Source organism: Arthrobacter sp. LFS091, assembly GCF_047977885.1.
Lineage (GTDB): Bacteria > Actinomycetota > Actinomycetes > Actinomycetales > Micrococcaceae > Arthrobacter.
Genome location: NZ_JBFPFP010000013.1, coordinates 41681 through 66878, shown reverse-complemented (window position 1 = coordinate 66878; position 25198 = coordinate 41681). Strand labels below are relative to the sequence as shown.

General features: G+C 59.9%; 23 protein-coding genes. 16 read left to right on the top strand and 7 right to left on the bottom strand.

Translation table 11 applies throughout. The annotated features are described in order from the left end of the window. Positions 1-618: SOS response-associated peptidase (locus ACNQOP_RS19910; RefSeq protein ID WP_416405518.1), on the bottom strand; the 618-nt coding region annotated here is incomplete at its 3' end. 782 nt (positions 619-1400) lie between these two features. Here ACNQOP_RS19910 and ACNQOP_RS19905 point away from each other — a divergent pair. Continuing rightward, positions 1401-1703, top strand: coding sequence for a phosphatase PAP2 family protein (locus ACNQOP_RS19905; RefSeq protein ID WP_284987828.1), 303 nt, complete (start codon positions 1401-1403; stop codon positions 1701-1703). 168 nt (positions 1704-1871) lie between these two features. Here the strand turns inward: ACNQOP_RS19905 and ACNQOP_RS19900 are convergent, their stop codons facing one another. From ACNQOP_RS19900 to ACNQOP_RS19880, 5 genes are all read right to left on the bottom strand, one after another. After that, entirely contained in the window at positions 1872-2057 is a 186-nt protein-coding gene (locus tag ACNQOP_RS19900) for a DUF6766 family protein (protein WP_416405517.1), read from the bottom strand. A 394-nt stretch (positions 2058-2451) separates the two neighbouring features. Then, on the bottom strand, positions 2452-3672 hold the full coding sequence (locus ACNQOP_RS19895; RefSeq protein WP_284987827.1) for an SIR2 family protein: 1221 nt from the start codon (positions 3670-3672) through the stop codon (positions 2452-2454). A 1373-nt stretch (positions 3673-5045) separates the two neighbouring features. Further along, the gene (locus ACNQOP_RS19890; RefSeq protein ID WP_284987826.1) at positions 5046-5816 is read right to left on the bottom strand and encodes a ParA family protein; all 771 of its coding nucleotides are present in this window, start codon (positions 5814-5816) and stop codon (positions 5046-5048) included. Between the two features lie 1295 nt (positions 5817-7111). After that, on the bottom strand, positions 7112-9037 hold the full coding sequence (locus ACNQOP_RS19885; RefSeq protein WP_416405519.1) for a MarR family transcriptional regulator: 1926 nt from the start codon (positions 9035-9037) through the stop codon (positions 7112-7114). 111 nt (positions 9038-9148) lie between these two features. Next, on the bottom strand, positions 9149-9382 hold the full coding sequence (locus ACNQOP_RS19880; RefSeq protein WP_018779737.1) for a hypothetical protein: 234 nt from the start codon (positions 9380-9382) through the stop codon (positions 9149-9151). A gap of 529 nt (positions 9383-9911) precedes the next feature. On the opposite strand from ACNQOP_RS19880, the gene ACNQOP_RS19875 reads away from it, so the two are divergent. From ACNQOP_RS19875 to ACNQOP_RS19865, 3 genes are all read left to right on the top strand, one after another. Next, entirely contained in the window at positions 9912-10328 is a 417-nt protein-coding gene (locus tag ACNQOP_RS19875; protein WP_416405516.1) for a hypothetical protein, read from the top strand. 98 nt (positions 10329-10426) lie between these two features. Continuing rightward, on the top strand, positions 10427-11320 hold the full coding sequence (locus ACNQOP_RS19870; RefSeq protein WP_284987824.1) for a hypothetical protein: 894 nt from the start codon (positions 10427-10429) through the stop codon (positions 11318-11320). 537 nt (positions 11321-11857) lie between these two features. Further along, positions 11858-12289, top strand: coding sequence for a hypothetical protein (locus ACNQOP_RS19865; protein WP_231745629.1), 432 nt, complete (start codon positions 11858-11860; stop codon positions 12287-12289). Between the two features lie 195 nt (positions 12290-12484). Here ACNQOP_RS19865 and ACNQOP_RS19860 read toward each other — a convergent pair whose 3' ends face one another. After that, on the bottom strand, positions 12485-12814 hold the full coding sequence (locus tag ACNQOP_RS19860) for a hypothetical protein (RefSeq protein ID WP_416405515.1): 330 nt from the start codon (positions 12812-12814) through the stop codon (positions 12485-12487). Between the two features lie 435 nt (positions 12815-13249). Here ACNQOP_RS19860 and ACNQOP_RS19855 point away from each other — a divergent pair, with 435 nt between their 5' ends. Genes ACNQOP_RS19855 through ACNQOP_RS19800 form a run of 12 tightly spaced genes read left to right on the top strand, consistent with a single transcriptional unit; the run spans position 13250 to position 25124 of the window. Continuing rightward, positions 13250-14260 carry a CHAP domain-containing protein gene (locus tag ACNQOP_RS19855; RefSeq protein WP_416405514.1) on the top strand — a complete coding sequence of 337 codons (1011 nt, stop codon included), beginning with the start codon at positions 13250-13252 and terminating at the stop codon, positions 14258-14260. Then, positions 14257-14769, top strand: coding sequence for a hypothetical protein (locus ACNQOP_RS19850; protein WP_284988109.1), 513 nt, complete (start codon positions 14257-14259; stop codon positions 14767-14769). The genes ACNQOP_RS19855 and ACNQOP_RS19850 overlap by 4 nt, the downstream gene beginning before the upstream one ends. Before the next feature lie 42 nt (positions 14770-14811). Further along, on the top strand, positions 14812-16287 hold the full coding sequence (locus ACNQOP_RS19845) for a chromosome partitioning protein ParA (protein WP_416405513.1): 1476 nt from the start codon (positions 14812-14814) through the stop codon (positions 16285-16287). A gap of 33 nt (positions 16288-16320) precedes the next feature. Continuing rightward, positions 16321-16902: a DUF6668 family protein gene (locus ACNQOP_RS19840; protein ID WP_416405512.1), complete on the top strand. Its 582-nt coding sequence runs from the start codon at positions 16321-16323 to the stop codon at positions 16900-16902. A 37-nt stretch (positions 16903-16939) separates the two neighbouring features. Beyond that, on the top strand, positions 16940-17209 hold the full coding sequence (locus tag ACNQOP_RS19835) for a hypothetical protein (RefSeq protein WP_011777317.1): 270 nt from the start codon (positions 16940-16942) through the stop codon (positions 17207-17209). A gap of 27 nt (positions 17210-17236) precedes the next feature. Continuing rightward, on the top strand, positions 17237-17983 hold the full coding sequence (locus ACNQOP_RS19830; protein WP_284988021.1) for a hypothetical protein: 747 nt from the start codon (positions 17237-17239) through the stop codon (positions 17981-17983). A gap of 1 nt (position 17984) precedes the next feature. Continuing rightward, on the top strand, positions 17985-19301 hold the full coding sequence (locus tag ACNQOP_RS19825; RefSeq protein WP_284988022.1) for a hypothetical protein: 1317 nt from the start codon (positions 17985-17987) through the stop codon (positions 19299-19301). Next, positions 19288-20796, top strand: coding sequence for an SCO6880 family protein (locus tag ACNQOP_RS19820; RefSeq protein WP_284988024.1), 1509 nt, complete (start codon positions 19288-19290; stop codon positions 20794-20796). Before ACNQOP_RS19825 ends, ACNQOP_RS19820 begins: the two co-directional genes overlap by 14 nt. Further along, positions 20796-22391 (top strand): ATP/GTP-binding protein, encoded by a 1596-nt coding sequence (locus ACNQOP_RS19815; protein WP_284988026.1) that lies wholly within the window; start codon positions 20796-20798, stop codon positions 22389-22391. Before ACNQOP_RS19820 ends, ACNQOP_RS19815 begins: the two co-directional genes overlap by 1 nt. Continuing rightward, positions 22388-22915: a hypothetical protein gene (locus tag ACNQOP_RS19810; protein WP_416405511.1), complete on the top strand. Its 528-nt coding sequence runs from the start codon at positions 22388-22390 to the stop codon at positions 22913-22915. Before ACNQOP_RS19815 ends, ACNQOP_RS19810 begins: the two co-directional genes overlap by 4 nt. Then, positions 22912-24681 (top strand): type IV secretory system conjugative DNA transfer family protein, encoded by a 1770-nt coding sequence (locus ACNQOP_RS19805; protein ID WP_416405510.1) that lies wholly within the window; start codon positions 22912-22914, stop codon positions 24679-24681. The genes ACNQOP_RS19810 and ACNQOP_RS19805 overlap by 4 nt, the downstream gene beginning before the upstream one ends. Positions 24682-24695: 14 nt before the next feature. After that, entirely contained in the window at positions 24696-25124 is a 429-nt protein-coding gene (locus tag ACNQOP_RS19800) for a DUF4913 domain-containing protein (protein WP_284988029.1), read from the top strand. The last annotated feature ends 74 nt before the right edge of the window (positions 25125-25198 follow it).

Sequence of the window (25198 nt, the reverse complement as noted above, 5' to 3'; positions counted from 1 at the left end):
CGGCAGGGAATCGAGCAGGTGTTGGACCTCGGCTTTGTCGGTCAGGTCCGGGTCGAGCCATTCCGCGAACCGGTCTTTCGGGATGATGACCGGGGAACGATCATGGACGTGGCCCAGCGCGTCCTGGGTGACTGTGGTCAGGACCGTGCACGTCAGCAGCCACCGTTCAGGATCGTCCTCCGGCAGCTCAGGGTCGGGCCAGAACTCGTACAGGCCAGCGAAGCCCAACAACGGTTCCTTCTCGGAGAACAGATAGTTCGGGATCTTCTTGCCATCCTCGGCCTTCTGCCACTCGTAATAGCCCTCAGCCGGCACGATGGCTCTGCGTTTGACCGCAGCCGACCGGAACGAGGGCTTCTCCAGGATTGATTCGCTTCTGGCATTGATGAGCTTGGAACCGATCTTCGCATCCTTCGCCCAAGACGGCACCAGACCCCATTTTGCAATCAGCAGCCGCCGGTCAAGGGTGCCCTCATCCAGGCGCTCAGCCACGATCGGCACGTTCTGAGTAGGTGCAACATTCCAGCTCGGCCCCGGAGGGCTGCCCTCCACCTCCTTGGCCTCGAAATGGCTCAGAAGATCGCTCGTTGCCTTGGACATCACGTATCTGCCGCACATATGCCTATTCTGCCTACAAAAACCGGCACATCGGAGTCCCGGTGCCCCAAGGTGGGCACTCTGTGACACCACGACTCTGGGGGATGTAGCGCCGAGCCAGCTACCGGTTTCGGATTAGGGCCGGACAGCGGCGCCTCGGTACCGCTCATTTTCGGCCCTGCCCTTGGAACCGAGGGCCTTCCAGGCCGACGTGAGGAACTTTAGGCGTTACATGGGACCGCGGAATCCAGGAATCCCGCTTACCGACCCAGACGCACGAGTAGTTGGTACTGATCTTTCAACCCTTACCGATTGCCAGTTACTTACCCTGAAGTGCACGCAGAGTTGTCGGGGAGAATCGGCTTGTTCAAGAAGCTTGGGTGCCGCTTCCCGAACGACGATCGAACTAGTCCCTGAGGATGAGCGCATTTAGTTCCGCGGATCGATGATTTGACTCCCATGACCGCATAAGTTCGAGAGAATGAAGACTTTGATTGCCCGCGAGCAGCGGCTCCCTCTAGCAATGTTCGCTTTGCTTGGCGCGATGGTCCTTATCGTCCCGTTCCCGGGGAGCCTTAGTGTTGTGTGGACCCGATTCCTATCGTCCTCGTCAAACATCCCTGGCGTTGAGCTTCTTTCGGAAGGGTTGCTCCTTCTGTTGGCTGCTGCAACGGTCACAGCGATGGCCTTCACGTGGCGGCCCTACCCAGATCGGCGGTTGGCTATGGCCCCTGAGCGGTCGGTGTGGCCCTAGCCTACCTGGTCTCCGAGAATATCAAGCTTCTCATCGCTCAACCGCGGCCATGCCAGCTTTGGTCCCTCCAGGAGAGTGCCCGTCGCACGGGGACTGGTCTCTTCCCTCAAATCACGCCGCCCTGGCCTTGGGCGCCGTGTGGGTCATCGCTCTTGCGACTCGCCGTGCCGGAATTACCTGGCTTGCATTCGGTGCTGCTGCACTTGTGGCGCTGGGACGGGTCCTGCAGGGCGTCCACTACATCCATGATGTCGCCTTTGGAGGGGTCTTGGGTTTAACGATTCCCGCGGCCCTCTCATTCGTGGTCCTGACGCTGCGGGAACGTGCACACACCCAGAACGCACAAAACTAACCTGACCCTGGCCGCCTGTGCCGTTCACGATGCCTTGGCCGCCCTCATGGAAAGGCTAAGAAATTGCCCGACGCCGAGCTCCTACAGCACTGAATCCGTCTCTCGTATCCAAACCGGTCTTCGCCGCATCGCCCCAGGGGCGCTCTTCTACGTATTGGCCCTTGCTGGTCAGGCGCCTGTTTCGTAGTGGGGTTCGGCGACCGGCTTGGACTCGGCGGAGCGACGTTCGCGCAGGTAGACGCAGGCCCCGACAATGACTGCGACAGCCAAGAATTCGCTTTGCCAGTTTTGGAACGATTCGAACCAGAACTCTTCAACCTGAGTCACCCCTGTGGTTCTTATCAAAGGATCCATTGATGAGATGGTCACAGAGAGTCGGCAGGTTGCAGGACTCCCCCGGCCATCGTGCATTTAGTGCATTTCATCGTACGGCTCCTACATATGTCATGGCGGCCAAATACACGAATCTTGGATGAGGGTGGGATGCTGACAGGCCCGATCATGCCGCTCTCGCTCAGCCGGCCATCGGTGGTGGTCCCCGACAAGCTCGAGCCCGCCCTCATGCTCCTCGAGAAGGGAATACCCATGCGGGAGATCACGGCAAAGACTGGACTGGCCCGTACGACCTTGCATCGGCACCTGCCGCCCCGTGAGGACTGGCTGAGGGCCGAATCTGCAGCTACCCCTTGGGAACAGGGCAGCGTTTGGGAGTCCCTCCGTTGCGTGAGTTTCATAGCTCAAAATCTATTTAGGAGACGCCCTCTAGGGACTTGGACCATAGGTCAGATGCCGACAAGCCTTGAGCAGCCGTAGTCCTCAGAACTCGCAGGTTCAACTTACTGGTCTGCTGGCCTCCTTCGTAGTGGCGCGCAGCGGACAGCAGCTGGCTCGAAAAATTATCACGGCCGTAAACCCGAGGGTCACTGTTGAATGCGGGGTCAATGACCGTCACATTCCTGAAGGGAGCGGCGTTGATCCAACGGGTTAGAGCTACGTTGATATGCGCGTCGCGAAACGAATAGCCCACTACCAACAGCCGATCCGCCCGGGCCAGCATGTTCTCGAACTCTCGCAGCATTGAAAGAAAGGGGCCGTCCGCCCGCAACTTTCCGCGTGCGCCGAAAACCACTCCCGGCAGGGACCTGAGATCCTTAGATTCAGATTCGCCGACGCTTATGACCTTGGTTTCGTAGAGGCCGCCGAGCCCTCTTTCTTCATGTATCTGCCAGTCGATTGACCCGTGAATCTTGAGCAGACGCACTTCTGCATCGTCATCCCAGTGCCAGTCGCTTCCGCCGCTCCAACCCGCGATGCCCGTATCGAGTCGAACGCCTCGTCGCTCGCATAGAAGCTCAACTGACTGGTCGTAGTTAAGGGTGGCGATTTCGACGGGGCCCTGGGTCATCTGGAGCAGTGGGTGGAGGTAATCCACATCTTTATCCGTGACGCTTACGAGCTCGGTCAGCGCCGTCAGAAGTTCCTCCTGCAGACGGGTGTATAGCTCATCCGTGGCGGCAGAATTACTACCCGTCAGCGCTTCCACCGCCTTCTTGATCATCTCGCCAGGCCCATTAAAGGCTCGCTTTTCCAAGATGCCCGCTCGAAAATCATCGTCGAAAAATGCTGGCATCGAATCGCCACCCTGTCGGACGCCCGCGAGGGAGGGAGACCATTGAACGAACGGTGCGATCTCCAGGGATTCGCGTTCCGCCAGCATTTGGACTGCCGAAAACAGGTCTTCCACATCAATGCCAGCGTAGACACTAGCTCCGTTGGCCGTGCGATGAGCAATCATCGCGCCAATCGCGTAATTCACCGCATGCGTTATTCCGTAGTACCGATTTCGCGGTGTGTCTACGGCATCCACGATCTTCTGCGTCATCGCCGTTGAACCAGGTACCCCAGCATCCATACTTGCACCCGCACCGAGCAACGCTAGAGTCTTCATCTGGTTCCCGAGGTCTGCCATGTCTGAAGTGTAGCGATTGCGAGCATAGACCTGAGTATTTGGGGAAATGAGTGATTAGCGGAAGATCCACGCGCACAGATCACACACTATCGCTCGGATGGTGGTCGATCAGGATGACGGCCGACAGCCTTGACTCGAAAATTGAAGACCGCCAGCAGAACTTTTCACGGCATCTAGAGCTCAACATCAGGGATGTGATCGAGAAGGTCCTCACTGACTCGTCACTCTATGACCACCGTAGTAGTTTGCCCGGTTATGCCGACCCGGATCTGGTCACGGATGCCAAGAAAGAATCCCGTCTAACTCCTACTGGTAGACGTTCAATGGTTGCTGAATACCTATGGCTTGTCACTCCGGCGCACTGTATCCGGGCTGTCCCGCGGGGGATCCGTTTACGATCTACTCAAACCCAAAGGACCGCGGGGATCCTGAACGCTCTCGAAATGATCGCTCAAGAATGTCATATCCTGCCCGTAACCTTCACTCATGACGAAGATGAAGAAGACGTGCCCACTTTGCCACGGTCGAGCAGGACAACCTGAACCCGGATGGTGGATGTGTGACGACTGCGGAGGTTTATGGCCAGTCGGCAAAAGCCCTGTAGCAATGTTGCGAGCCGCCAGGACTCGGGAAGTGGGACCTTCAAGGCCGAGAACCAAACTTCGACCGTCGTAAGTTGGGGTGTCCACGTCGAGGGCGATCACGTGACTCAACAGCGCAGTCTGGGGAATTTCGAAGTCCATTATTAAGAGCCTGGCCTTTAGTCAGAAACGCTCCCAACGTCTTATGACCACTGTTAATACCGGACATGGTTGTGACCTAGCCCGGAGGCCCTGCTTTCAGATATCGGGGACACTGATTCTGGAGAGGTCACGCCATGGACTACTCCCCCCCCGTGCCTCTTCTGGTTGAAAGGTCACGCTAGCGGGGATTCCCCTTAGTCGCCTGTCACAGGACTCCTGTCCGATGTCCGAGGTGAGCGGATCGACGTATGAGAGTGGCGTCAGGAATAATTATGTCCAGACAGATTTAATTGCGGCGCAGCCTCTCCCGTAAGGCTTCGTCCAGTAAGTCTGTAATGGTGATGCCGTATCTCATCGAGTAGGCATCCAATTCATCGCGAAGGCCAATCTCAATCTTTGACGAGAAGGGTTCCATGCGGCGCTTACTCCTCGGTCTTCCTGGACCCGGACGCCTCGGTTCGAGGCCAGTTGTGGCGGCCGGTTCCTCTTCGACTTGTGCGTTCGCAGCGGTGGCCTGGGTAACCTCCCCCGGTTCCACAGTTACAGTTCGCTTCTCCGCGGATGTCAGAACGTCCACAACGTCGGCGGCTGGTGCTTTGCGGATTGATGATTTGCGATCCAAAGCCATGATTAATTCACCCCGTCCAGATAGCGTGCATGCGCAACAAATTTTTCGGTCATGATCGCCGCTCCCCGTCCGGCTAGCTTCGTGAGTGGCGAGCGTGTACTGACGGAGTCCTGCATCGCCGTTCGGAGAGGAAGATAAGGCTCTCTTACGTCAGTGCCGTAGGTATCCTCAAGCTCTCCTATTTGGAAGGAGTGTTCGGAAGTGAGGGGTGAACTCGTCTTATTGATGATGATGCCCAGGAATTCCAGCTGAGGATTCAAGTGCGGAAGTGACCTGACCTTCTTCACTGTGTCGAGGAACTCCGTCACGCCCTTCACAGAGAACGCTGCTGGTTCAGTGACGGCAAGTACACGATCCGCCCAAATGAGTCCGTTCAACGTCAGTCGCCCGAGGGCCGGTGGAAGATCTATGAGGATATGGTCGTATTGTTGAAGCTCGTCCGCCCCATATGCTGCAGTCTTGAGCCGCATCTCGGGCGTCAAGAGAGCTTCCGACTCAAGTCGTGCCAGGGACTCAGAACTTGGAATCAGATCAATACCCGGCCATGTAGTTTGGGTGATGGCTTGCCCGAGTGTCCCAGCTTCTCCCCCGTACAGCACATCGAACACGTCAAACTCTCCAGCCCCTTCAAGTGCTTCCGTGACGTTCGATTGAGGGTCGAGATCGATTACCAGCACGCGCTTTCCAATTAGACGCAGGCCTGTAGCTAGGCCCAGTGTCACTGACGTCTTGCCCACACCGCCCTTGCGGTTACCTATAGCCGTAACTCTCATACTGGCCCTCCAAAGCTTGCCGGGTATTGATGAAGATCAGTCAATACATCGTTCATTCAATCATTCGATCCAGACATCAATCTATCAAGCAATCAATACATCTCGCAATCCATCAATACATCTATCAATCCATCAATACATCTATCAATCTTTCTGTCATGACATAATTATTTATTAGCAGACTATCGCTTCGCCCAACGTGGCATGGGGTGAGAGACCCTATGAATAGCCAGCTAGTCCTATTGCGGCCGCAGCTTCCCAGGCTGAGGCAGAGGTGCACAGGGCCCGGTGTGATCTATCAATCTTTCTGTCATGACATAATTATTTATTAGCAGACTATCGCTTCGCCCAACGGGACATGGCGTGAGAGACCCTGGGCAGTTGCCATCCGACTCCTTGGGCAAACGACCAGTTAGCCCCATTGCGGCCGCAGCTTCCCGGGCTGAGGCAGAGGTGCACAGGGCCCGGGCGTGATCTATCAATCTTTCTGTCATGACATAATTATTTAACGGTAGTTGCATCAACTACTCCTGAGTTTCTAAGGGGCTCTAGGCCGAGGCGTTAGTTGCGGCGCTTGCGGGCGAACAAGTAGCAGCGCCGGTTATCCGCGGCAAGCTGTAGCGCCTGAACCCGTAAAATGGGGGATCGTCAACAAAACCTGACAGATAGGACGCCGCATGGAATGGGATCTGGGAGACGGATTCCACTGCGGACGACTTGGAGTCCTTTTAAACGATGGTCGGCTGGGATCCAGCCACCAACATGACGGGACGATCAGCGTCCAAGGAATCACTGGCCGACACAAACGAGACCCGCACAGGCCGGGCTACGAACTGGTGGCGGAAAGCGCAGCCGCAGGTTGGCAAGGTAGCTGCGAATGCGGCTGGACTGGTAGAAAGTGGCAACGTGTCCTTGGCGCGGGCAGTACCGACATGGCGAGATACCGAGCAAAAGCACTGATCGGATCACCAGCTATACCGCCCCTATCGGTAGAAGAAGCCATCATGAGCGAATGGCAGAAACACGTACAGACCTGGGCACTGCAGATGGCGGCTCGCAGTTATGACCGGGCAGCCGCCCGTCTCAACGAGGCGGTCGACGCCGCACGAGACTGTGGTCTGACATGGGCCGATATAGGCGCAGAAACTGGAATGTCACGCCAAGCAGCACATCAACGATGGAACCGATCGAAGTAATCCTCCTCAGATGGAGTACACGACCTTTACAAACAAACGGCGTTGTCTCCATTTGAAAACGGTCTCGTCGTACCGAAGCTGTGATCCTCCCGCTCAGGGTCACATCGCTCTGGTGAACGCCATATCAGCAAGGGTCCATTCGTCAGGTGGTCCTTCATAGGCTTCCCAAGGGTAATCTTCGGTGGGGGATAGGAGTTCCGCTATCGTATTCACATTTTTTGAAAGCCACTCCCGCCAGATGACCCGCTCGATGCGGTACCTCTGAAGCTGGCCGACCACAGACTCGAGAACTCCAAAGTACTCAGCAAGTTCGTGGAGGGACGTCGAAGCGATGACTGTCCAAGATCTTCCACCATTCCTTGACACCATGTTCCAGGCTGCCAAGGTCTCCAGACTTTCGCTCACCGCCGTCCTGGACAGTTTTGTCTGACCCACCAACTCCGTGGTGGTCAAACCGGGAGTGCGCTCCAGTGCTTCATAAACAAATGCTGCAGGCAGGCCCAGTTCCCTGAAGACAGGTCTGAGCGCATGCATCTTCCCCTTTCGCCAGGACAAAGCTTCGGCACCTGGCCGAAGGCCTTCAGGAATTGTCAACATGTATAAGTCGCCCTTGGTCCCTCGGCCGCGCTCCACCAAGGTCACTAGAGGATCCTTTTCAGAACGCAGAGCCCGCAGGTGGGAGCCCACGGTTGTGTGGTCAAGACCTGTCGCAACTGCGATTGAACGATCACCGAACTCAACGAAACGAGAAGCAGACATGTGAGCGGCTGCTCCGAGAGCTCTTAGAACCATCCGCCTAGCCAGACCAGTGCGGGAGCTAGCGTAAGTGGACTCCCTTAGTCGCAGCGCGTTTTCCCAAGTCCGCAGATAGCGGTGCTCGCTGGCGGCATCTAGGTTAGACGCAGTTCCTAGTGGGGGCTGTGTATTTGGCTGGCTTGTGGGGGATTTACGTACATTGTTATTCCCTTCACTGTTGGTCTGGTTTTTTCGTAGGTAGGTGATCGCGTTTTTCCAGTCCCGCTTCAGAGCGGGAAGTCTGTGGCTGGAGGGGTAGCGGGCATAGAAAGACGCGAGCCCGGGCCAGACACCCTGAAGGACCCGCCGTTCTACATCGATGAGTTGTATGCCAGCAGCGGCCGCAGCGGTCAGGACAGCCTGGCGTGCCTCTGAATCTGATGCGTACCGGTTGGCGTCGTATAGGCCCGATAGCGCCATCTGCTGCATGGGCCTGGACATCCGACCTGCCATTTGTGGTAATTCATACGCTTCGTTGTCTGCCGACAGTGGCTGCGCGAGTCTCAGCCTTCGTACGCCGGCGAGTTCGTCCTTTAGGTCTGCGCGAATTGTTGCCCATACTTGTTCCTTGTTTGGGCGTCTCGCAATGTCGTAGGCCGTGCTGAGGCTCATGGCGAGTTCCTGGTAGCCGCCACGCTTGTGCGGTGACCCTGGGGTCCTCATGCAACCGTGAAGCATGTTCTGGTGCGGAGTCTTGTCCAATGTGCGGTACCGGGTGCCTAATGCCTCGACAACATCTCGTGCTTCAGAAAAGGCAATCCGTTTTTCCAGTGGGATGTATACGTGCCGTCCGCCATTGGGCGAGCGATCTTCAATCCACCGAGCCCCACAGCTGTGCAGCCACGTTTGAAGTGATTTCACATCGGCTTCGACCCAGTCGATGCCTGCAATCGACGAGTCGAAGTCAAGGAAGATAGCCGAGCAACTGCCGTCTTTGCCGAAGATCCGGACGGCCGCAGGAAAAGTGGGGAGGGTCTCAGTCAGAGCGCGTTCATGCTTCTGGGGATAAGTCTTTCCCCCGTCCCGGGAGAGGCGGACGCGGGGTTGACCTGCGAGAAGAGGTGTCAACGCAGCCCACGCCTGAGCGGCGTTGGAGGTCTGGGATGGCTCCTGAGACACGCCAGTAGCGTCGGCTGCTGGCAGCACGGGAGCGTGCTGTTGTACGATGATTTTGTTCCTGTTCAGGGAATGACGAAGGGCCGATCCTGCCAGATCGGTTTTGTTGCACAAATGAAGGCCTGTCAAGGACTTCCATACGATTTACGATCTGTCTGCCGGCAAGCTATCCGGATCGTGAATCTTCAGCTTCGAAGGCCCGCTTATGGCGGGCCTTCCTTGTATCTATGAGGCCATACGGATCGGGAGTTCATCCTGCTGAGTGAACTGACCAAGCAAGGCCAAATCTTCGCGCAAGGATCGGTCGACTGCAGAGGCAACATAGTCGGTGACAGTCATGCCTTTTGCGGCGGCGATCATGTGAACGTCCTCCGCGGTCTTGGCCGGCGTGCGGAAGCCAATGTATTTGCGGAGGCCCTTGCTGGGGCGACCGCCTCCACGATTGATTACTGCGCTCATTTGTCAGGTCCTTTGAATCTCGCACAACCAGGGGTTGTAGCTGGTTCATCGTTGGTGCCACGTGCAGTCGATCGGATTTCTGTTTACAGCTATCGACTGAATCGAACCTAGCACCGCGCAGAGTCCCATCTGGGGATTTGTTTACAGAAAACGGCTCCGCGTGTCGCCCTCTAGGATCCTGCCGAGTCTCGGTGCGGATGCTCCCTGCATATCCGCTGGACGCTACGGATGGCCTGGCAGCAGCATTGGCGGAGTCGGTAGGTGCGGGTCCGGCACTCACCATATCTTCCAGATCACCCTTCTGCATGACAAGCGCCGCCTCCGTATTGCTGGTATATGTGGACAGGGCCTGAGGGCCCGCCGTGACATGATCTTGCATACGGTAAGTAGTCTAATCACACATGCGTGAAACATGTGTGAGCTTGTTGTAGTGGAGTACTTAATGCGAAGAAGTTGGGACCGAAACAGCAACCTGGAGTGCCCACATCGAACGCCCAGCACCGCCGTTCATCATCTTCAGTTGCCAGAGATGGTTTCTTTTGATGACCTCCTGGCCGCCGTGGAACACGCGCACGGCAAGCCCATCAAGATCAGCCTGGTTCCTAGCGATACCTTGCCGGGGTTATCCGGCCTGTGGCTAGAGACAGATATGAAGTCCCACATTCTTGTTCCAGAGAGTCATCCAAAGCTGCTTCGCATGCACGTCATCTGCCACGAGTTCGGACACATTCTCTTGAGGCATCAAGGCTGTGAAGGGCTCGTATCGCCAATGCCCTCGGTCTTCAAACATCTCGGGGGGCAAAGGGGTATAAAGCGCATGCTGGCCCGTTCCCCGCGATGGAACGAACTTGAGAAGGCCGCGGAAGAAGTGGCGTACTTGCTTTCAAGCTTTGTCATGCAAGGGGCCCCAACTCCAGCCAGCAACTTTGAGAAAGTCTTTGGATGAGCCTTCTACAACTGCTCCCCTCCCTTGTCTTGTGGGCCGTAGTGCTGACTAGGATCGTAGGGCTGCGTTTCGGATGGAAGCCTGGAATCCTCACGGCCATGATCTTGGTCGCGACTGGCACCACTCTCAACATCGACGCTGTCTACACCAGCGTGGATTACTGGCTGGGCAACAGGAACGTTTTGAACCTCGTCGTGCATGTCGTTCTGGGGCTCGGCATGACGGAACTAAGCCGTCTGGTTGTTGCAGCCACAGGGGCATCTCGCACACGATGGCGCCTCTTGGTGCTGGCCGGGGTGGTAATGGCGGGCGCCCAGGCTGCCCTGCTCCTGGCCGCTCACACGCCCGGCTCCGCTACAAACTTCACTGATGTTTTTGCTGCGGATCCGTCCATCGCCTGGTACCAGGGCCTGTTTTTCGCCTGGATCGGATTGATCACCGCTTACACAGGAGTCGAGTGCCTGCGTCGCACTCGTGTCGGGGAATCAGAATCGTTCCGGATCGGCTTCGACATAATTGCGGCGTCGTGTTTCGTCGGAGTCATGGCCGTGGCCATCAAACTACTTCTAGTTGCCCAAGAAGCGACAAAGTCAGTCGCTCATCAGCCGGAGGTGCTCTACGTCGGCTATAGATCTCTGATCGCCCTCACTCTCGTGGGCTTCTCTATCGGCTTTGCACTTCCGGCCTATCAGCGTGCCCGGCAGCAGACGACCGCCCGTGTAAGACGGCGTGACGCCATTGAAAGGCTCCAGCCAATTGTCACTAGGCTCCTAAAGACTGACGCAGGACAGCGAGCAAGGGAAGCCGCAGCACTCAGTCTGCACCCGCGTTCCACCAAGGAACAGTTGTACCGGTGGATCATCTTCGTTGACGACATAAGGGTTGAAAATCCCGACCTTCTATCCGCTGATGAAAGCAAGTTTCTAGACGATATTGAGGCATCAATTGCAGAACCAGGTCCGATCAATGTACCGGCCCCTGTGGGCAACTAGTTTCTCAAAAATTTTCACTCCTGCCCCGGTCCTGCTGGTGGTCGTCATACTGGCAGGCATAAAGGGCGGCATTGGCATCCTCGGGGTTCTGCTCCTTGCAGTGGGAATCATCGCGATCCCGGGGCTCGCGTACAAAAGATTCGCTTCCCTGGCACAGATATTGGGCTGGCCGACGAACCTGCGGACGAAGATCGTAGCTCTACTGACCATTGCCGGAGCTGGTGCGTGCATCCTGCTCGACGCTCCCCAGCCCATTCCGGCCACAGTCATCGGACTAGTAGCGGGCAACGCGTGCCTCGATCTCGCGCGACGACGGCTGAACGCATCAGCGCACGTTTCAGTTCTGACCTTCAGCGTCCTATGGGCAACGGACGTTTTCGGTCCACCATTTGCGTGGCTCTTGGTACTATCACCGATGATGCTGTTCAGTCGAACCGCCCTTCGTGAGCATACGTGGGGCGAGGCTCTGGTCGGTGCGCTTATAGGACTCGTCACCTTCGGATGTTTTACCGGAGCGAACAATTGGAGCTGGATCAGTTGAGCGATTTTGATCTCTCGCCGCATCGGGCGGCCGGCATCCAGCGTGCGGAAACGCTCGCTCGGAAGATCAATCTCCTCCTGGACGTTATCGTTTCGGATACAGGGAAACCTTTCGATTACCCCGCCATTCGCGACGGGGCCCAGAAGGCTGGATATTACCTCTCGCGTACTCGATGGTCTCTCCTGAAATCGGGAAAGGAACAGGTAGTCCCCGAGGAAGCACTCCGCGCCATAGCTGCGGTTTTCGACGTGGACCCGGAGTACCTTCTCCAGGAGGGCGGCAAGCTCCCTGAGCGAGTGGAAGCAGAGCTGGAGCTCATTCGCAGTATGAGGCGAGCCGAGGTTAGGAACTTCGCAGCCAGAGCGCTTGGCCCAGTCGATCCAGAAGCCTTGAAGGCTATCGCGAAAATCCTGGACGAAGGCGTTTAGGCGCCACGCCCCAACAGCAGTTGGTCTGTCCTCATTGCGCTGCTATCGTCTTAGCAGTACTCACACATGTGTGACACGCGCGTGAAGATAGGGCGATGGATGGATATAGACCTGCATCTACGAACCATGCGGTTCGGACCTAAACGTCATGCCAGACAAGAGTGCTGTCCGCCTGACACTGGGGGCAGGCGGGCGTCATGGCTCCTGGGCACGGACATACCCCGCCATCAAGCTCAAGAGGTGGTCCGCGCGGGACTGGTCGAGAGTATAGGTCAGCGCCCTGGTAGATCGCTCTTCACGTGGGAGGTTCACAAGAACGACTCCCGTCGCTTCGAGCTTATTGAGGCTCTGGACCAGGAGTGGCTGCTTGATGCCCGTAGCCTGCTCCAGTTGATAACGCATTAGAGGCCCCGAGACGCGAAGGTGTCTCATGATCTGCATGCGCACTGGGGTCCCATATGCGATCGCAGCTGCATCAAGATCGTCGGACCAGGCTGGATCTGCTGGGCGCACGGTCTTAGGCATGGAACCCATTGTGCCGAACCTTTCTTCAAGTGGACAATTTCCTATCGTGATTTACCATTTAAAGTACTAAATTATATATCTTAAGTGTGTAACGTAGGGATAGGTCACGTGCGAAGCCGGCCTGGACTAATGGCTGGGTGACTTTGAACTTGGCAGGCCATAGAGAGGAACACAATTGCAGAAGCTGTCGCTGCTCTACACGCAGGAGTCGCAGGATGATGAGCGCCGACAGCCGGCCAGCCGACGTCCAGCCGTCCGTCGCCTGGATGTGAAGCATCCTGATGCTTCTTTGAAGTACGACCTCAGGAAGCAATCGATCAGGTCCGATTCCATTACAGAGTCGGTTCTTGTGGCCGGCGGTCACTCATGAACGAGGGGAAACAGCTTGGATCGGTATCGTTCCTAGCTGTTCCCGTCCTGCTTCTAAGTCTCCTGATGGCTTCATTACTGCTGCTAACCCCCACTAAGCCGGCTGCAGCTGACTGTGAACCTGTCTCCGTTGTCGTGGACGGCAACACGAAAGTCGAGGGGTATTCCGCGGAACAGTTGAAGAACGCCGCCGCTGTCATGGGGGCCGGTAAAGCGCTGAACCTCTCCGTGAAGGGCCAGACGATCAGCATCATGGTGGCCCTGGGGGAGTCAGGTCTTCGTGTCCTGGACTACGGCGACGGTCCCGGCCCGGACTCCCGTGGGTTGTTCCAGCAGCGGGACAACGGCGCGTGGGGCTCCTACACGGACCGTATGGACCCGACCATCAGTGCAACGAACTTCATCAAGACGCTCCAGGCCGTGCCGGGCTGGGAGCTGCTGGAACCGACCATCGCCGGGAACAAGGTCCAGCGCAACGCCGACCCCTACCACTACCAGAAGTACTGGCCCGAAGCGGTCAAGATCGTCCAGGCGCTCTCGGACGGCAAGTTCTCGGTCGAAGGCGGCGACTGCGGGATCCTGGGGAAGTCCGGGGCCGGGGATGACTATCCGTGGAAGGACTCTCCGACCTGGTTGCAGGTCGGGGCAGGCTCCGCTGCTGCCTCGCCTTTGGGCATGTTCTACCGAGAATGCGTGGACTTCGCCTTGTGGCGGGTCAACCAGCAGATGGGTTCGACCAATGCACCGTTCAAGTTCCTCAACGGCAATTTCCGCCCGGACGGGCAGGGCCTCGGCTCGGCTCTAACGTGGAAGGCCGGCTGGGACGCCAAGGGCTGGCCCTCCGGCAAAACACCCCGCGTTGGTGCAGTGGTTTGGTACGCCCCGGGCACCGGGGGATCGGACCCGCAATACGGCCATGTCGCCGTGGTCAAGGAAGTCAAGGACGACGGGACCTACGTCGAAGAGGGCTACAACGGCAACCCGCCCCCGGATGACCACAACTACTACACCCGGACCGTCGAAAGCAGTGTCCCGTCCGCGTTCCTGTATCTGCCCAACCAAGAGGAGAAGAAGTGAAAAAAACTATGGCCCTCATCGCAGCAGCAGCCCTGCTGTGCGCCGGATGCGCACCAGCCTCGAACACCACACCGGCACCGGCAGAGACAACGGCCGCACCCTCTGCTCCGGTGTCTCTGAGCGTCGACAGCGGCCCGCAGGCACCGGGTGGGACCGTCCCTGCCACTATTGGCATCGTCTGGGATCAGGCCAGCAAGGATCAGGCCGTGGACGTCGCGCAGAAGGCCATGGCCGACTTCGCCCGCCCGACGGTGGAGGAACAACAGTGGGCCAATGATCTGGCCCGTTGGCTCACCCCGCAGGCCACCGCTGACTACTCGGCAGTGGATCCGGCCAACATCCCGGCCAGCCGCGTCACCGGCCCGGCCAAGCTGACCGTCGATGAATCCAACGGCTACGGCGTCGCAGCCGCTGTCCCGACGAACGCCGGGATTTACATGCTGCAGCTGCTCCGCACGGGCAAGGACGCTCCGTGGAAGGTCAACCGACTGACACCACCAACGTCCTAAGCGCCGCACCTCTCCACCTCTTACACGTAAGGAAGAAAGTTCATGGGTACTACACCAACCGAGGTCCTGGCCTTTCCAAGCATCAAGGCCATCGTCCGCGACAACGGCACCGCTGAGGTCGTCGTTGCCGGTAACTCCCGCGTCGTCCCCGACGGGGATTCCCTGCAGGACCTTCGCAACAATGCCCTGGCACTCGTCGTGGGCGAAGCGCAGACGCTGAAACGCCCGGTTCGGGTCCAGATCGAGGATCCCGAAGGGCACGGCGAGCTGATCGTGCACCCGGACAACAGGATCGAATCTGTCTCCTACGAACCGCGCCCGGCACGTCGCCGTGCGCAGGCTCCGGCGACCGCGCCCGAGACGGTAGCCCCGGCCGTCATTGAGACAGTCCCTGTGGCGGCTCCTGAACCGGTAGCGGTTCCCGCGCAGCCGGCCCCGGTAATCGAGGAAACGGCCGCGGCAGTGGAACGCCAGCCATGGCCGCCCGCCCCCGTTGAAGCTAAGCCTTCGTCGGCCTCCGAGGAACCGGAGTCAGCCCAGGCTGTCACCGAGGCACCGCTGACACGGCGTAGCTTGAAGGAAACCTCATTCCTCGTCAGCGCTCCGGTGCTGGAACCTGCAACACAGGGCTGGCGGGGAACACTCACTCGGATGGGGCTCCGGATGGACCCTTCTGCCGAAGAACTCTCAGAACGTGAAGATATCCGCACCGTCAGCCAGCACTGGCCCGGTCCGCGCAAGATCGCTGTCGTCAACCGTAAGGGCGGCGCTAACAAGACCCCCACCGTAGTGAACCTCTGCGCTGTCTTCGCCCGCTACGGAGGCGGACCGGTGCTGGCGTGGGACAACAACGAGTCCCAAGGCACTTTGGGGTGGCGCACCGAACAGGGACCGCACAACGCCAGCGTTCTGGACCTGGTGGATTCTTCGACCAGGCTCTTGTCACCGGAAGCGAACAGCGCCGATCTGGCGCACTTCGTGCACCACCAAACGGCTGACAAGTTCGACGTTCTGCGCTCGGACGAGAACGAGGAAGGCGACCACGAGGTCACCGCCGAGGAAGTCGATATCGTTCACCGCGTCGCCACGAAGTACTACCGGATGATCGTGATGGACTCCGGTAACACGGCCAGGTCTGCTAATTGGCGGCGCATGATCCATCACACGGACCAGCTCGTCGTCCCGGTCACTGCCATGGAGGACCGTGCTGAAGCGGCCCGATTGACATTGCAGACGCTGGAATCGCGTGGCGGCCACGACGCTGACCTGGCACGCAACGCCGTCGTCATCGTCTCCGAATCCACGGACGCACGCCGGGGCATGACCGGCGACGCCCTCAAACGCGCCAAGGCAGAAGCGCAGCGGATCGCTGACGGGTTCGCCCCGTTGGTCCGCGCCGTCGTCCGCATTCCTTATGACCCTGCCTTGGTGAATGGACCCATCCGTTACGAAGCTCTTCAGCCCGCCACCCAGCGGGCATGGCTGGCTGCAGCGGCCGCCGTCGCCAAAGGCTTCTAACTCATCCATACGGAACTGAAGGAAGGAGGAACCATGCAACTGTCACTGAACCCCTGGATCACCAGCCCGGACGAGGGCATCGAAGAAACACCTAACGTGCACGTCCCGCCGGCTGCCGTGATCAGCACACCGCTCAAGGGCATGGTCGAACCCGACACCGCAGATCGTCTGGCAAGCCGCACCATGTCCGGTACCCCAGCCCTATGGGTTGTCGGCAGCCACGGCGGAGCGGGCGAGAGCCGCACCGCTGACCTGCTCACCGGGGCACGCCCCACCGGGCACTGCTGGCCTGTCCTGCAGGACGGCAGCAAACCCCGCGTGCTGCTGGTCTGCCGGGCGGACATGCGCGGCCTCACCACAGCTCAATGCGCCCTGACCCAATGGGCATCGGGTGCCGCACCTGCTGTTGAGCTGCTCGGCCTCGCCGTCCTCGCGGACGCACCTGGAAAAACACCTAAATCACTCCGCGATTTCGCGGCCATCGTCGGCGGGGGAGCGCCCCGCCTCTGGCTCCTTCCCTGGGTCGAGGCATGGCGGCACGGAGACTCGACCTCCACACCACCAGCCCGCGAATACCAGCGCTTCATCACCGACGTAACCGCACTGGTTACCTAAACCAGCCCAAGCACCAATCACTGAAAGGTCACTCATCATGAACTCGATCACCGCAATCACCACCAGCACCATCCCCAACCCCACGCCGGTCGTCCCTGCCGAAGCCGGCGGCCTGCTCACCGTCCTGAACTGGGCATCCGGTATCGGCCTGGTCCTGGGCGTTCTCGGTGTCATCATCGTCGGCATCACCATGGTCATCCAGCTCCAGCGCGGCGAAGGCGGCCAGTCCCTGGCCAAGCTTGGCTGGGTCCTGCTCGGCTGCATCATCATCACCGGTGCCGCAGGCATCGTCCGCGCCTTCGTCTAAGCCATCACCAACAACGGGAGGTTCACCTTGAGCCAGTCAGCTGAGAGCACCACCGAAAGTAATCCGTTCACCAAGCCCGGTTTCATCATAGCTGCCGCGCTGGTGGTCGCGCTGATCGCAGCAGCAGTCGTCATCTTCCTGATTCCCAAAGGACAAGGAAACGCCCAACCAGCACCGGCAGAATCCAGCAGTGCCGCCACGGCTAGCCCCAGTGCCTCCGCTGCCTCTGGCAAGAGCGTCTGCGGGCTTCCTGGTTCCACCGAAACAGCCTTGGGGAAAGCGCCTGCGACGAAATGGGAACTTGTAGGCCGGACCGCTGCCCCGACGGCCCCAGAGACCTTCGGTCCTGGCGTCAAGGGTGCCAATGGTTTCCGGTCGTGCTTCTCCCATTCCCCAACGGGGGCCCTTTACGCAGCGGTCAATATGGTGGCTCTCGGTGCAATGAGTGATGCCGAAGTCCAGAAGGAACTCCTCGAAAAGCTCGTAGTTCCCGGACCTGGACGTGACGCAGCATTGAAAGATATCCGTACTCCGTCCAGTGCAGATTCCTCTGCTCTCCAAATACGTGGGTTTGTCCTCAAGTCCTACTCAGCTACGGCGGCTCATGTGGATTTGGCCTTCGAAGCGTCCACGGGTGAGTACGGCCATGGTGTCCTTCCGCTCAAGTGGATCGATGGAGACTGGAAAGTAGAGTTTTCCGATTCCGGTGAACTGCTTAATGACATCGCCCAAATCCGGGATCTGAGTAGCTTCATCCCGTGGTCAAGGGCCTGACATGGCGGAAAAAGTATGTGCACCGCTGGATTGGAAGTGCGGGGCTGAAGACTTCATCAGCGGCCTCGGTGACGATGCCATGGCAAACATGGCGAAGGCCATCATGGAGGGCATGAGCCAGATGGTGACGACTCTGTCTACTTTCTGGGTCTCAACCCCCACGGTGAACCTAACTAGCCAAGACGGTTCTGCAGCCAGTCCGGTTGTTTCCCTGGTCAACAGCGAGTTGATGCCGTGGACGTTGGCCTTGGCCGTCCTGGCTGTCATCCTTGGCGGTATTCGGTTGATCTGGGAGCAGCGCGGCGCACCCCTAAAAGACCTGCTGCGTTCGCTTATCACTCTGACTTTGGTTTCAGGGCTGGGTCTGGGGGTGATTTCGATCTTGGTGATTGCGGCGGATGCCTTTTCTGCCGCGACCATTGACCGCTCCACGGACGGCAAGGGCTTTGCCGAGTCGATGCAGCTGTTGACCATGGCGAACCAGACCGGTGTTGGGGTCTTCATCCTCATCGTTCTTGGTCTCATCGGGCTGCTTGCATCCCTTGTTCAGATTGTGCTGATGGTCGTTCGCAGCGGCATGTTGGTGATTCTGGCGGGCATTCTGCCCACCACGGCCGCGTTCACGAACACCGAGATGGGTCGGCAGTGGTTCCAGAAAGCAGTGGGCTGGACCATCGCCTTTATTCTCTACAAACCGGCCGCCGCAATCGTCTACTCAGTGGCGTTCCTGCTGATGGGGAACAGTGGAGGGAAGGATGCATTGATCGGCTCCATCACTGGTTTCACATTGATGGTGGTGGCGCTGTTCGCGCTGCCTGCTCTGATGCGTTTTGTAACGCCAATGGTTGGTGCGGTGGCCTCCGGTGGGGGTGCTGGTGCAGGTGCTGCTGTTGGGGCCATTGCCACCGGTGCGGTTTCGCTTGGCCGTGGCGGTAGCGGTAGGGGCAATGCTTCACCGACCCCGTCATCGTCAGCGAGCACGTCGAACACTCAAAGCACGCAACCGGGCAGCTCTCCAAAGGGCAGTGATGGTACGTCCGGCCCTCGTGGCGGGGGAGGGCAGCCCATCCCGGGTGCTACGGGTCCGGGTGGAGCCGCTGGCACGGCTGCAGCAGCCAAAGCAGGGATGGCAGGCACCGGCCCTGCCGGAGCGACAGCTGGTGCCGGTGCAGGGACAGCAGCAGCCAGTGGGGGAGCAGCAGCTGGCCCCGTGGGTGTGGCTGTAGCTACAGGAGCACAGGTGGCGTCCAAGACGTCCCAGGCAATTGAAAAGACCGCGCAGGATTCAACCGGGGAGGGCTCCAGTGGCAGCAATTAGCACCGATTACAAAGAACCGTCCTACGGCAACTGGCGTGTACCGCGCTCGGCAGGGCTGGCCAACCTCGGCGCGATCGGCACTGCGATCGTCTTTGCCGGCCTGTTGCTGGGCATTGTGAGCTTCGCTATTTGGGGCCTGTTCGCCGGCCTGGGCGTTCTTGCCTTTGCCGGTGTCAGCGCCTTGCTGCTGACAGTCAAGGACAAGCATGGCCAGTCCGTCGTTGACCGCGCCGGAACTCGTTTGGCTTTCAAGGTCTCCAAGTCCTCCGGGACGAACCTTTACCGGTCCGGACCGCTCGGGGTGACCGAATGGGGCATGTACCAGCTCCCGGGCTTGGCCGCGAAGTCGACCCTGTACGAGTTCACCGATTCCTACAAGCGCCCCTTCGCCCTGCTGCACGTTCCCACCACCAGCCACTTCACCGTGATCTTCTCCACCGAACCTGATGGGGCGTCCTTGGTGGACCCGGAGCAGGTCGATGCGTGGGTCGCTAACTGGGGCGGCTGGCTCGCCGGGCTGGCCGATGAGGCCGGGCTGGACGCCGCAGCGGTGACGGTGGAGACCGCGCCGGATTCGGGGTACAGGCTGCGGAACGAAGTGTTGATGAACATCGACCCGGACGCACCTGCGTTCGCCCGGGAAATGCTCAACGAGGTGGTGGACACCTACCCGGAAGGTTCTGCCACGGTCCGCGCCTGGGTGTCGCTGACGTTCAACTCCGCGATCCGGGCCGGTGCCAAGAAGAGGACGCCGGAAGATGTTGCCCGCGACCTGGCATCCCGGATCCCCGGCCTGTCGGCACGGTTGCAGTCCACCGGTGCCGGGATCGCCCGGCCGATGTCTGCACAGGAGCTGTGCGAGGTTGTGAGGATCGCCTACGATCCTCCGGCTGCGCTGATCATTGATGAAGCCCACGCGGCCGGTTCCCCGGTGTCGTTGAGCTGGGGCGAGGTTGGCCCCACCGCGACGCAGGCAAGCTGGGATGACTACCGGCACGATTCCGCGTTCTCCGCGTCCTGGACCATGACCGGTGCCCCGCGTGGATCGGTAAACTCTTCGGTCCTGTCCCGGTTGCTGGCCCCGCATGGGGACATTGACCGCAAGCGTGTCTCGCTGCTGTACCGTCCGATGGATTCGGCCCGGGCCGCTGCCGTGGTGGAGCGGGACCAGAACAACGCCAACGTCCGCATCACCTCCGGAACCCGTCCTTCAGCGCGTGCCTTGGTGGATGCCCGTTCAGCGGCGCAGACCGCCCAGGAAGAAGCCCAAGGTGCCGGGCTGGTGAACTTCGGCATGGTCGTCACAGCCACCGTGACCGATAGGGAACGCCTCGCAGACGCCGTAGCGGCCGTGGAACAGACCTCCGGCACCGCCCGGGTATTGCTGCGCCGTGCTTACGGTTCGCAGGACACCGCGTTCGCCGCGTCCCTGCCTCTGGGTCTGGTACTGCCCAAGCACAGCATGGTCCCGTCCGAGATTAAGGATGCTCTGTAATGGCCTTCCCGAAACTCTTCGCCCGTTCCTCGAAGCACAGCACTTCCCCTGCGAAGGCTGCCCCGAAGAAGGCTGAGAAGCCGCCGCGTGAGGCCGGGCCTGGTGCCCGTGGCTGGCCCGGGCGCGGCGGGGGCATGGCCCAGCTCGTCCCGTCCGTGAAGGAGTACCGGGGAACAACGGTTCAGGTCTGCGGTCTGTGGCCGTTTTCTTCCGGTGCGTCCTCGCCCATGATCGGCGTCCCGTTGGGACGCCACGAGGAAACCCAGGCCACGGTCTGCTGCGACCCGATCAGCTGGTTCCAACGCGCACGCCTGATTTCGAACCCCTCGGCGTTCATCCTGGGCAAGCCCGGGCTGGGAAAGTCCACGGTCGTGCGGAGGATGTTCATCGGACTCTCCGCACAAGGGGTTCATCCCCTGATCCTTGGTGACCTCAAAGGCGAGCACGTCAAAGCCGTGAGGGCACTCGGCGGGCAGGTTATCCGGCTCGGCCGTGGCGTCGGGTACCTCAACATCCTTGACCCGGGCCAGGCTGTCGACGCCGCCCAGCTCCTTGAAGACAACGGCCACCACGAAGACGCAGCCCGCGTACGAGCCGACGCGCACGGCCGCCGACTGACCATGGTGGTCTCACTGATCACGATCAGCCGAAACAACCCGCCCACCGACCAGGAACAAACCATGCTGGACCGTGCCTTGCGGGTCCTCGATGACCGTTTCGACGGTGTCCCGGTGTTGAAGGACCTGCTGGACGTCATCGTCTCCGCACCTGACGAGCTGCGGCAGGTCGCCCTGGACCGGGGCGACATGAACATCTACTTGCAGGAAACCCGGGCGTTGGAGGCAACCCTGCTCGGTTTGACCGGTGGCGGGAAGCTGGGGGAAATCTTCTCCCGCCAGACCAGCCAGCCCATGGTCCGTGACCGGGCCGTGGTCTTCGACGTTTCCAGCATTGACGAGACCGAAACGGACCTGCAGGCCGCCATCCTGCTCGCGTGCTGGTCCTACGGCTTCGGCACGGTCAACGTCGCCAACGCCCTCGCCGATGCAGGTTTGGAACCGCGACGGAACTACTTCGTGGTCCTGGACGAGCTGTGGCGGGCGCTGCGTGCCGGTAAGGGCATGGTGGACCGTGTAGACGCGCTGACGCGGTTGAACCGCTCCGTGGGCGTCGGGCAGATCATGATTTCCCACACCATGTCCGACCTGCTGGCCCTGCCGGCAGAAGAGGACCGGATGAAAGCCCGCGGCTTTGTCGAACGTTCCGGCATGGTCATCTGCGGCGGCCTTCCGGCCTCGGAAATGCCGCTGCTGACCTCCGCCATTCCGTTGTCCCGGCAGGAGCAGCAGAAGCTCATTGGCTGGCAGGATCCGCCCGCGTGGGACTCACGCGGCGTCGACGTCGAACCTCCGGGCCGGGGAAAGTTCCTCATCAAGGTCGGTGGCCGTCCCGGGATCCCCGTCCAGGTCGGACTCACCTCCTTGGAGAAGGGCCCCGAAGGGGTCAACGACACCGACGGCAAATGGCATGCAGCACCGGAAACCCTGCTCGAATCCGCAGCCCCGGCCCTGCCCACTCAAGGAGGAATCGCGTGAGAGCCCCAACCCCCACAGAGTGGTGGTACGTCTTCGCGGTGGTGACGTTCTTCTGCGGTGCGGTACTTTTCAGCATTATCGCCAGCATCTGGGGCGATTGGGCGCTTTACAACGACCTGAAAGGCTGGCTACTTCTTTGGCTCGCTTTGCTTGTGGCTTTCGCTCTAATCGCCGTAGTTGTCCACCGCGTGTTCGACACTGCCAACCACAAAATCACCTGGACGAAAAATGGTCTAACCATACTCAGCATTTTTGTCACTGCTGTCTGCTTTAACTTTCCTGCTTCATGGAAGACCCCCTGGGCCGCCGTTCCCCTGTGGAGCACCGTTATCGGCTGGCTCTTCATAGTCCTGACGCTTTGCTCACTTGTACCAATTTGGAAGGGCGAGGCCAAAGACGCTGAGGAAAAGATCGAGGCCGCCAAAGCGAAGAAGAGGGCCGAGAACGAAGCCGCGAACAGAAAAGCTACGGTCGGGAATAGAGACGTCATCTCCAAGGGCCCCAGAGGAAGGAAAACGCGATGAGCGCACCGAATCGTAAAGGGATGGGCATGGGCGATGCTCTGCTGGTCTGGCTGGCCATCGGCTTCATCGTCGTCTTCGGCGGCGGAACTTACGCCGCCTTGCACCTCGGCTCGTGGATGGCGGGCATCGCCGCCCCACCAGCCCACCCCATCGATCTGATCGCCGGACTGGCCAAGGGACGGGTGCCGTGGCCAACCGAGGCCACGGTCGTCGCCTGCCTCATGGCCGCCGTGGTTCTGGCCCTGACCATCGTTGCCCTGGTGGCCTGGCGGAAGGGTGCCTCCAAGCGTGCCCGCGTCGATAAGGCCGCCCGCTACCTGGGGCGCGGTAAAGCGTTGGCCGCGTTCTCCGAGAAAGGCGCGAAAGCGACCGCCGAGCGTCTGGGGGTCACTGACACGCCCGGCATTGTCGTGGGCAAGGTCGTCTCCACGGCTCAGAAGTTTATTCAGTCCTGGGAAGACCTGAGCCTGGATATCTGGGGACCCCGTACCGGTAAATCAACGTCACGGGTCATGCCCGCCGTTCTGGACGCACCCGGCGCCGTGGTCTCGACCTCGAACAAGCGCGACGTCGTGGACGGCACCCGTGGCGTCCGGGAGAGCACGGCTCCGGTGTGGGTGTTCGATCCGCAGAAGATCGCCCAGGAAGAACCGGACTGGTGGTGGAACCCGCTCTCCTACGTTACCGACGAGGAGAAGGCGTACAAGCTCACCCAGCACTTCTCGGTCGGCTCCCGCGTGCCTGGGTCCAAGCCTGATGCCTATTTCGATCCCAAAGCAGAAGATATTCTGTCCTCGTACTTCCTCGCGGCCGCGCTCGGGGAGCTGCCCATTACGCAGGTGTACGTGTGGGTTACCGAACAGGTGAACCGTGAACCCATCAATATTCTTCGCGAACATGATTACGAGCTGCAGTACAAGGGCCTTGAATCCACACTCGAGCTGGCTGATAAGCAGCGTGACGGTATCTTCGGTACGGCCGAGAAGATGATCCAATGCCTCAAGAGCCGGAACACCCTGCGCTGGGTCACCCCCACCGGTGGAGCGACCGTATCCACAGATACCCGCCGGCAGTTCAACCCGCATGCTTTCGCGGCGTCGCAGGAGACGATTTACATCCTCTCCAAGGAAGGTGCCGGGTCGGCCGCACCCCTCACCACAGCCTTGACGGTGGCCATTGCCGAGGCCATGGAAGAACGCGCCGAGCGCAGCGGCGGCCGCCTGCCCAAGCCGGCGCTGTTCGCCCTGGATGAGCTGGCCAACGTGGTCCGCTGGGCAGCCCTGCCGGACCAGTTCAGCCACTACGGCTCCAAGGGCCTGATCGTCATGGGCATCCTGCAGTCCTGGTCCCAGGGCGTCGAGCTGTGGGGAGAGGCAAATATGCGGAAAATCTGGTCAGCGGCGAACGTCAAGGTCTACGGCGGCGGCGTGGCAGAAGAAGCCTTCCTCCGGGCACTCTCGGACCTGATCGGTGACTACAGCTACATCAACGTCTCCACCTCCTCCGGCAAGTCCGGCTCCAGCCGCTCACGCCAAGAGAGCAAGGAACGCATCTTCGACGTTTCCAACCTCGCCGAACTGGACCGTGGCCGCGCCGTCGTCCTCGCCTCCGGCGCACCAGCCACGCTCGTCCGCACGATGCCCTGGTACACCGGTCCCCATAAGGAAACGGTGGAGGCATCCATCAAGAAGTACAGCCCCCGCCCCGAAGAACCCACGGCCCCTGTCCCCGCTGCACCGGCAGCCAATCCATGGGACACGGAATAGGAAGGGCGCCGCACGTGGCAACTGACTTTGACCTCTACGACACGGACACACCGGCCCCGGCTCATGCCGACCTTGGCGCGGAGAAAGAACCGGAGCTCGTCTTCGGCTCGGCCGAAGAGTTCCTTCATGAGCAGCTGCTGCCCACGTATGTCCGCAGCGTCACGGGAAAGTCCGCCAAGTGGTGCATCGAGTGGTATTTCCACCCGGAGGCCGTCTCGCGTGTGGCGGCTTTGTGGCGCTCGTGGGAGCATCTACGTCTGGACCCGGCGACCGGTATGAGTGTGTGGTGGAGGGACCACGCAGACCACCACATGCGCGTCCTGCTCGACCCGCAGGGGCCGTTTTTCAACTGCGATATGAAAGAACACCGGGAGCCAGAGCTCTTGGAACCGAAAATGGCTCCGGCTGGCTGGTTCCCTGACGTCCGAGGCGCCAAGCCATGAAACCGGCCAACATCTTTGCCCCGCAAATTCAAAAAGCAAACGAGACGCGACTCCCAATAGTGCCACAGCCAGTG

What these genes read in the sequence shown, in the direction of transcription:
- ACNQOP_RS19805 (WP_416405510.1), top strand. Translation starts at nt 22,912, where the DNA reads ATGAGCGCACCGAATCGTAAAGGGATGGGCATGGGCGATGCTCTGCTG.
- ACNQOP_RS19845 (WP_416405513.1), top strand. Translation starts at nt 14,812, where the DNA reads ATGGGTACTACACCAACCGAGGTCCTGGCCTTTCCAAGCATCAAGGCC.
- ACNQOP_RS19895 (WP_284987827.1), bottom strand. Translation starts at nt 3,672, where the DNA reads ATGGCAGACCTCGGGAACCAGATGAAGACTCTAGCGTTGCTCGGTGCG.
- ACNQOP_RS19875 (WP_416405516.1), top strand. Translation starts at nt 9,912, where the DNA reads ATGGTTTCTTTTGATGACCTCCTGGCCGCCGTGGAACACGCGCACGGC.
- ACNQOP_RS19890 (WP_284987826.1), bottom strand. Translation starts at nt 5,816, where the DNA reads ATGAGAGTTACGGCTATAGGTAACCGCAAGGGCGGTGTGGGCAAGACG.
- ACNQOP_RS19840 (WP_416405512.1), top strand. Translation starts at nt 16,321, where the DNA reads ATGCAACTGTCACTGAACCCCTGGATCACCAGCCCGGACGAGGGCATC.
- ACNQOP_RS19855 (WP_416405514.1), top strand. Translation starts at nt 13,250, where the DNA reads ATGGCTTCATTACTGCTGCTAACCCCCACTAAGCCGGCTGCAGCTGAC.
- ACNQOP_RS19905 (WP_284987828.1), top strand. Translation starts at nt 1,401, where the DNA reads ATGCCAGCTTTGGTCCCTCCAGGAGAGTGCCCGTCGCACGGGGACTGG.
- ACNQOP_RS19900 (WP_416405517.1), bottom strand. Translation starts at nt 2,057, where the DNA reads ATGGATCCTTTGATAAGAACCACAGGGGTGACTCAGGTTGAAGAGTTC.
- ACNQOP_RS19825 (WP_284988022.1), top strand. Translation starts at nt 17,985, where the DNA reads ATGGCGGAAAAAGTATGTGCACCGCTGGATTGGAAGTGCGGGGCTGAA.
- ACNQOP_RS19880 (WP_018779737.1), bottom strand. Translation starts at nt 9,382, where the DNA reads ATGAGCGCAGTAATCAATCGTGGAGGCGGTCGCCCCAGCAAGGGCCTC.
- ACNQOP_RS19870 (WP_284987824.1), top strand. Translation starts at nt 10,427, where the DNA reads ATGATCTTGGTCGCGACTGGCACCACTCTCAACATCGACGCTGTCTAC.
- ACNQOP_RS19815 (WP_284988026.1), top strand. Translation starts at nt 20,796, where the DNA reads ATGGCCTTCCCGAAACTCTTCGCCCGTTCCTCGAAGCACAGCACTTCC.
- ACNQOP_RS19835 (WP_011777317.1), top strand. Translation starts at nt 16,940, where the DNA reads ATGAACTCGATCACCGCAATCACCACCAGCACCATCCCCAACCCCACG.
- ACNQOP_RS19860 (WP_416405515.1), bottom strand. Translation starts at nt 12,814, where the DNA reads ATGCCTAAGACCGTGCGCCCAGCAGATCCAGCCTGGTCCGACGATCTT.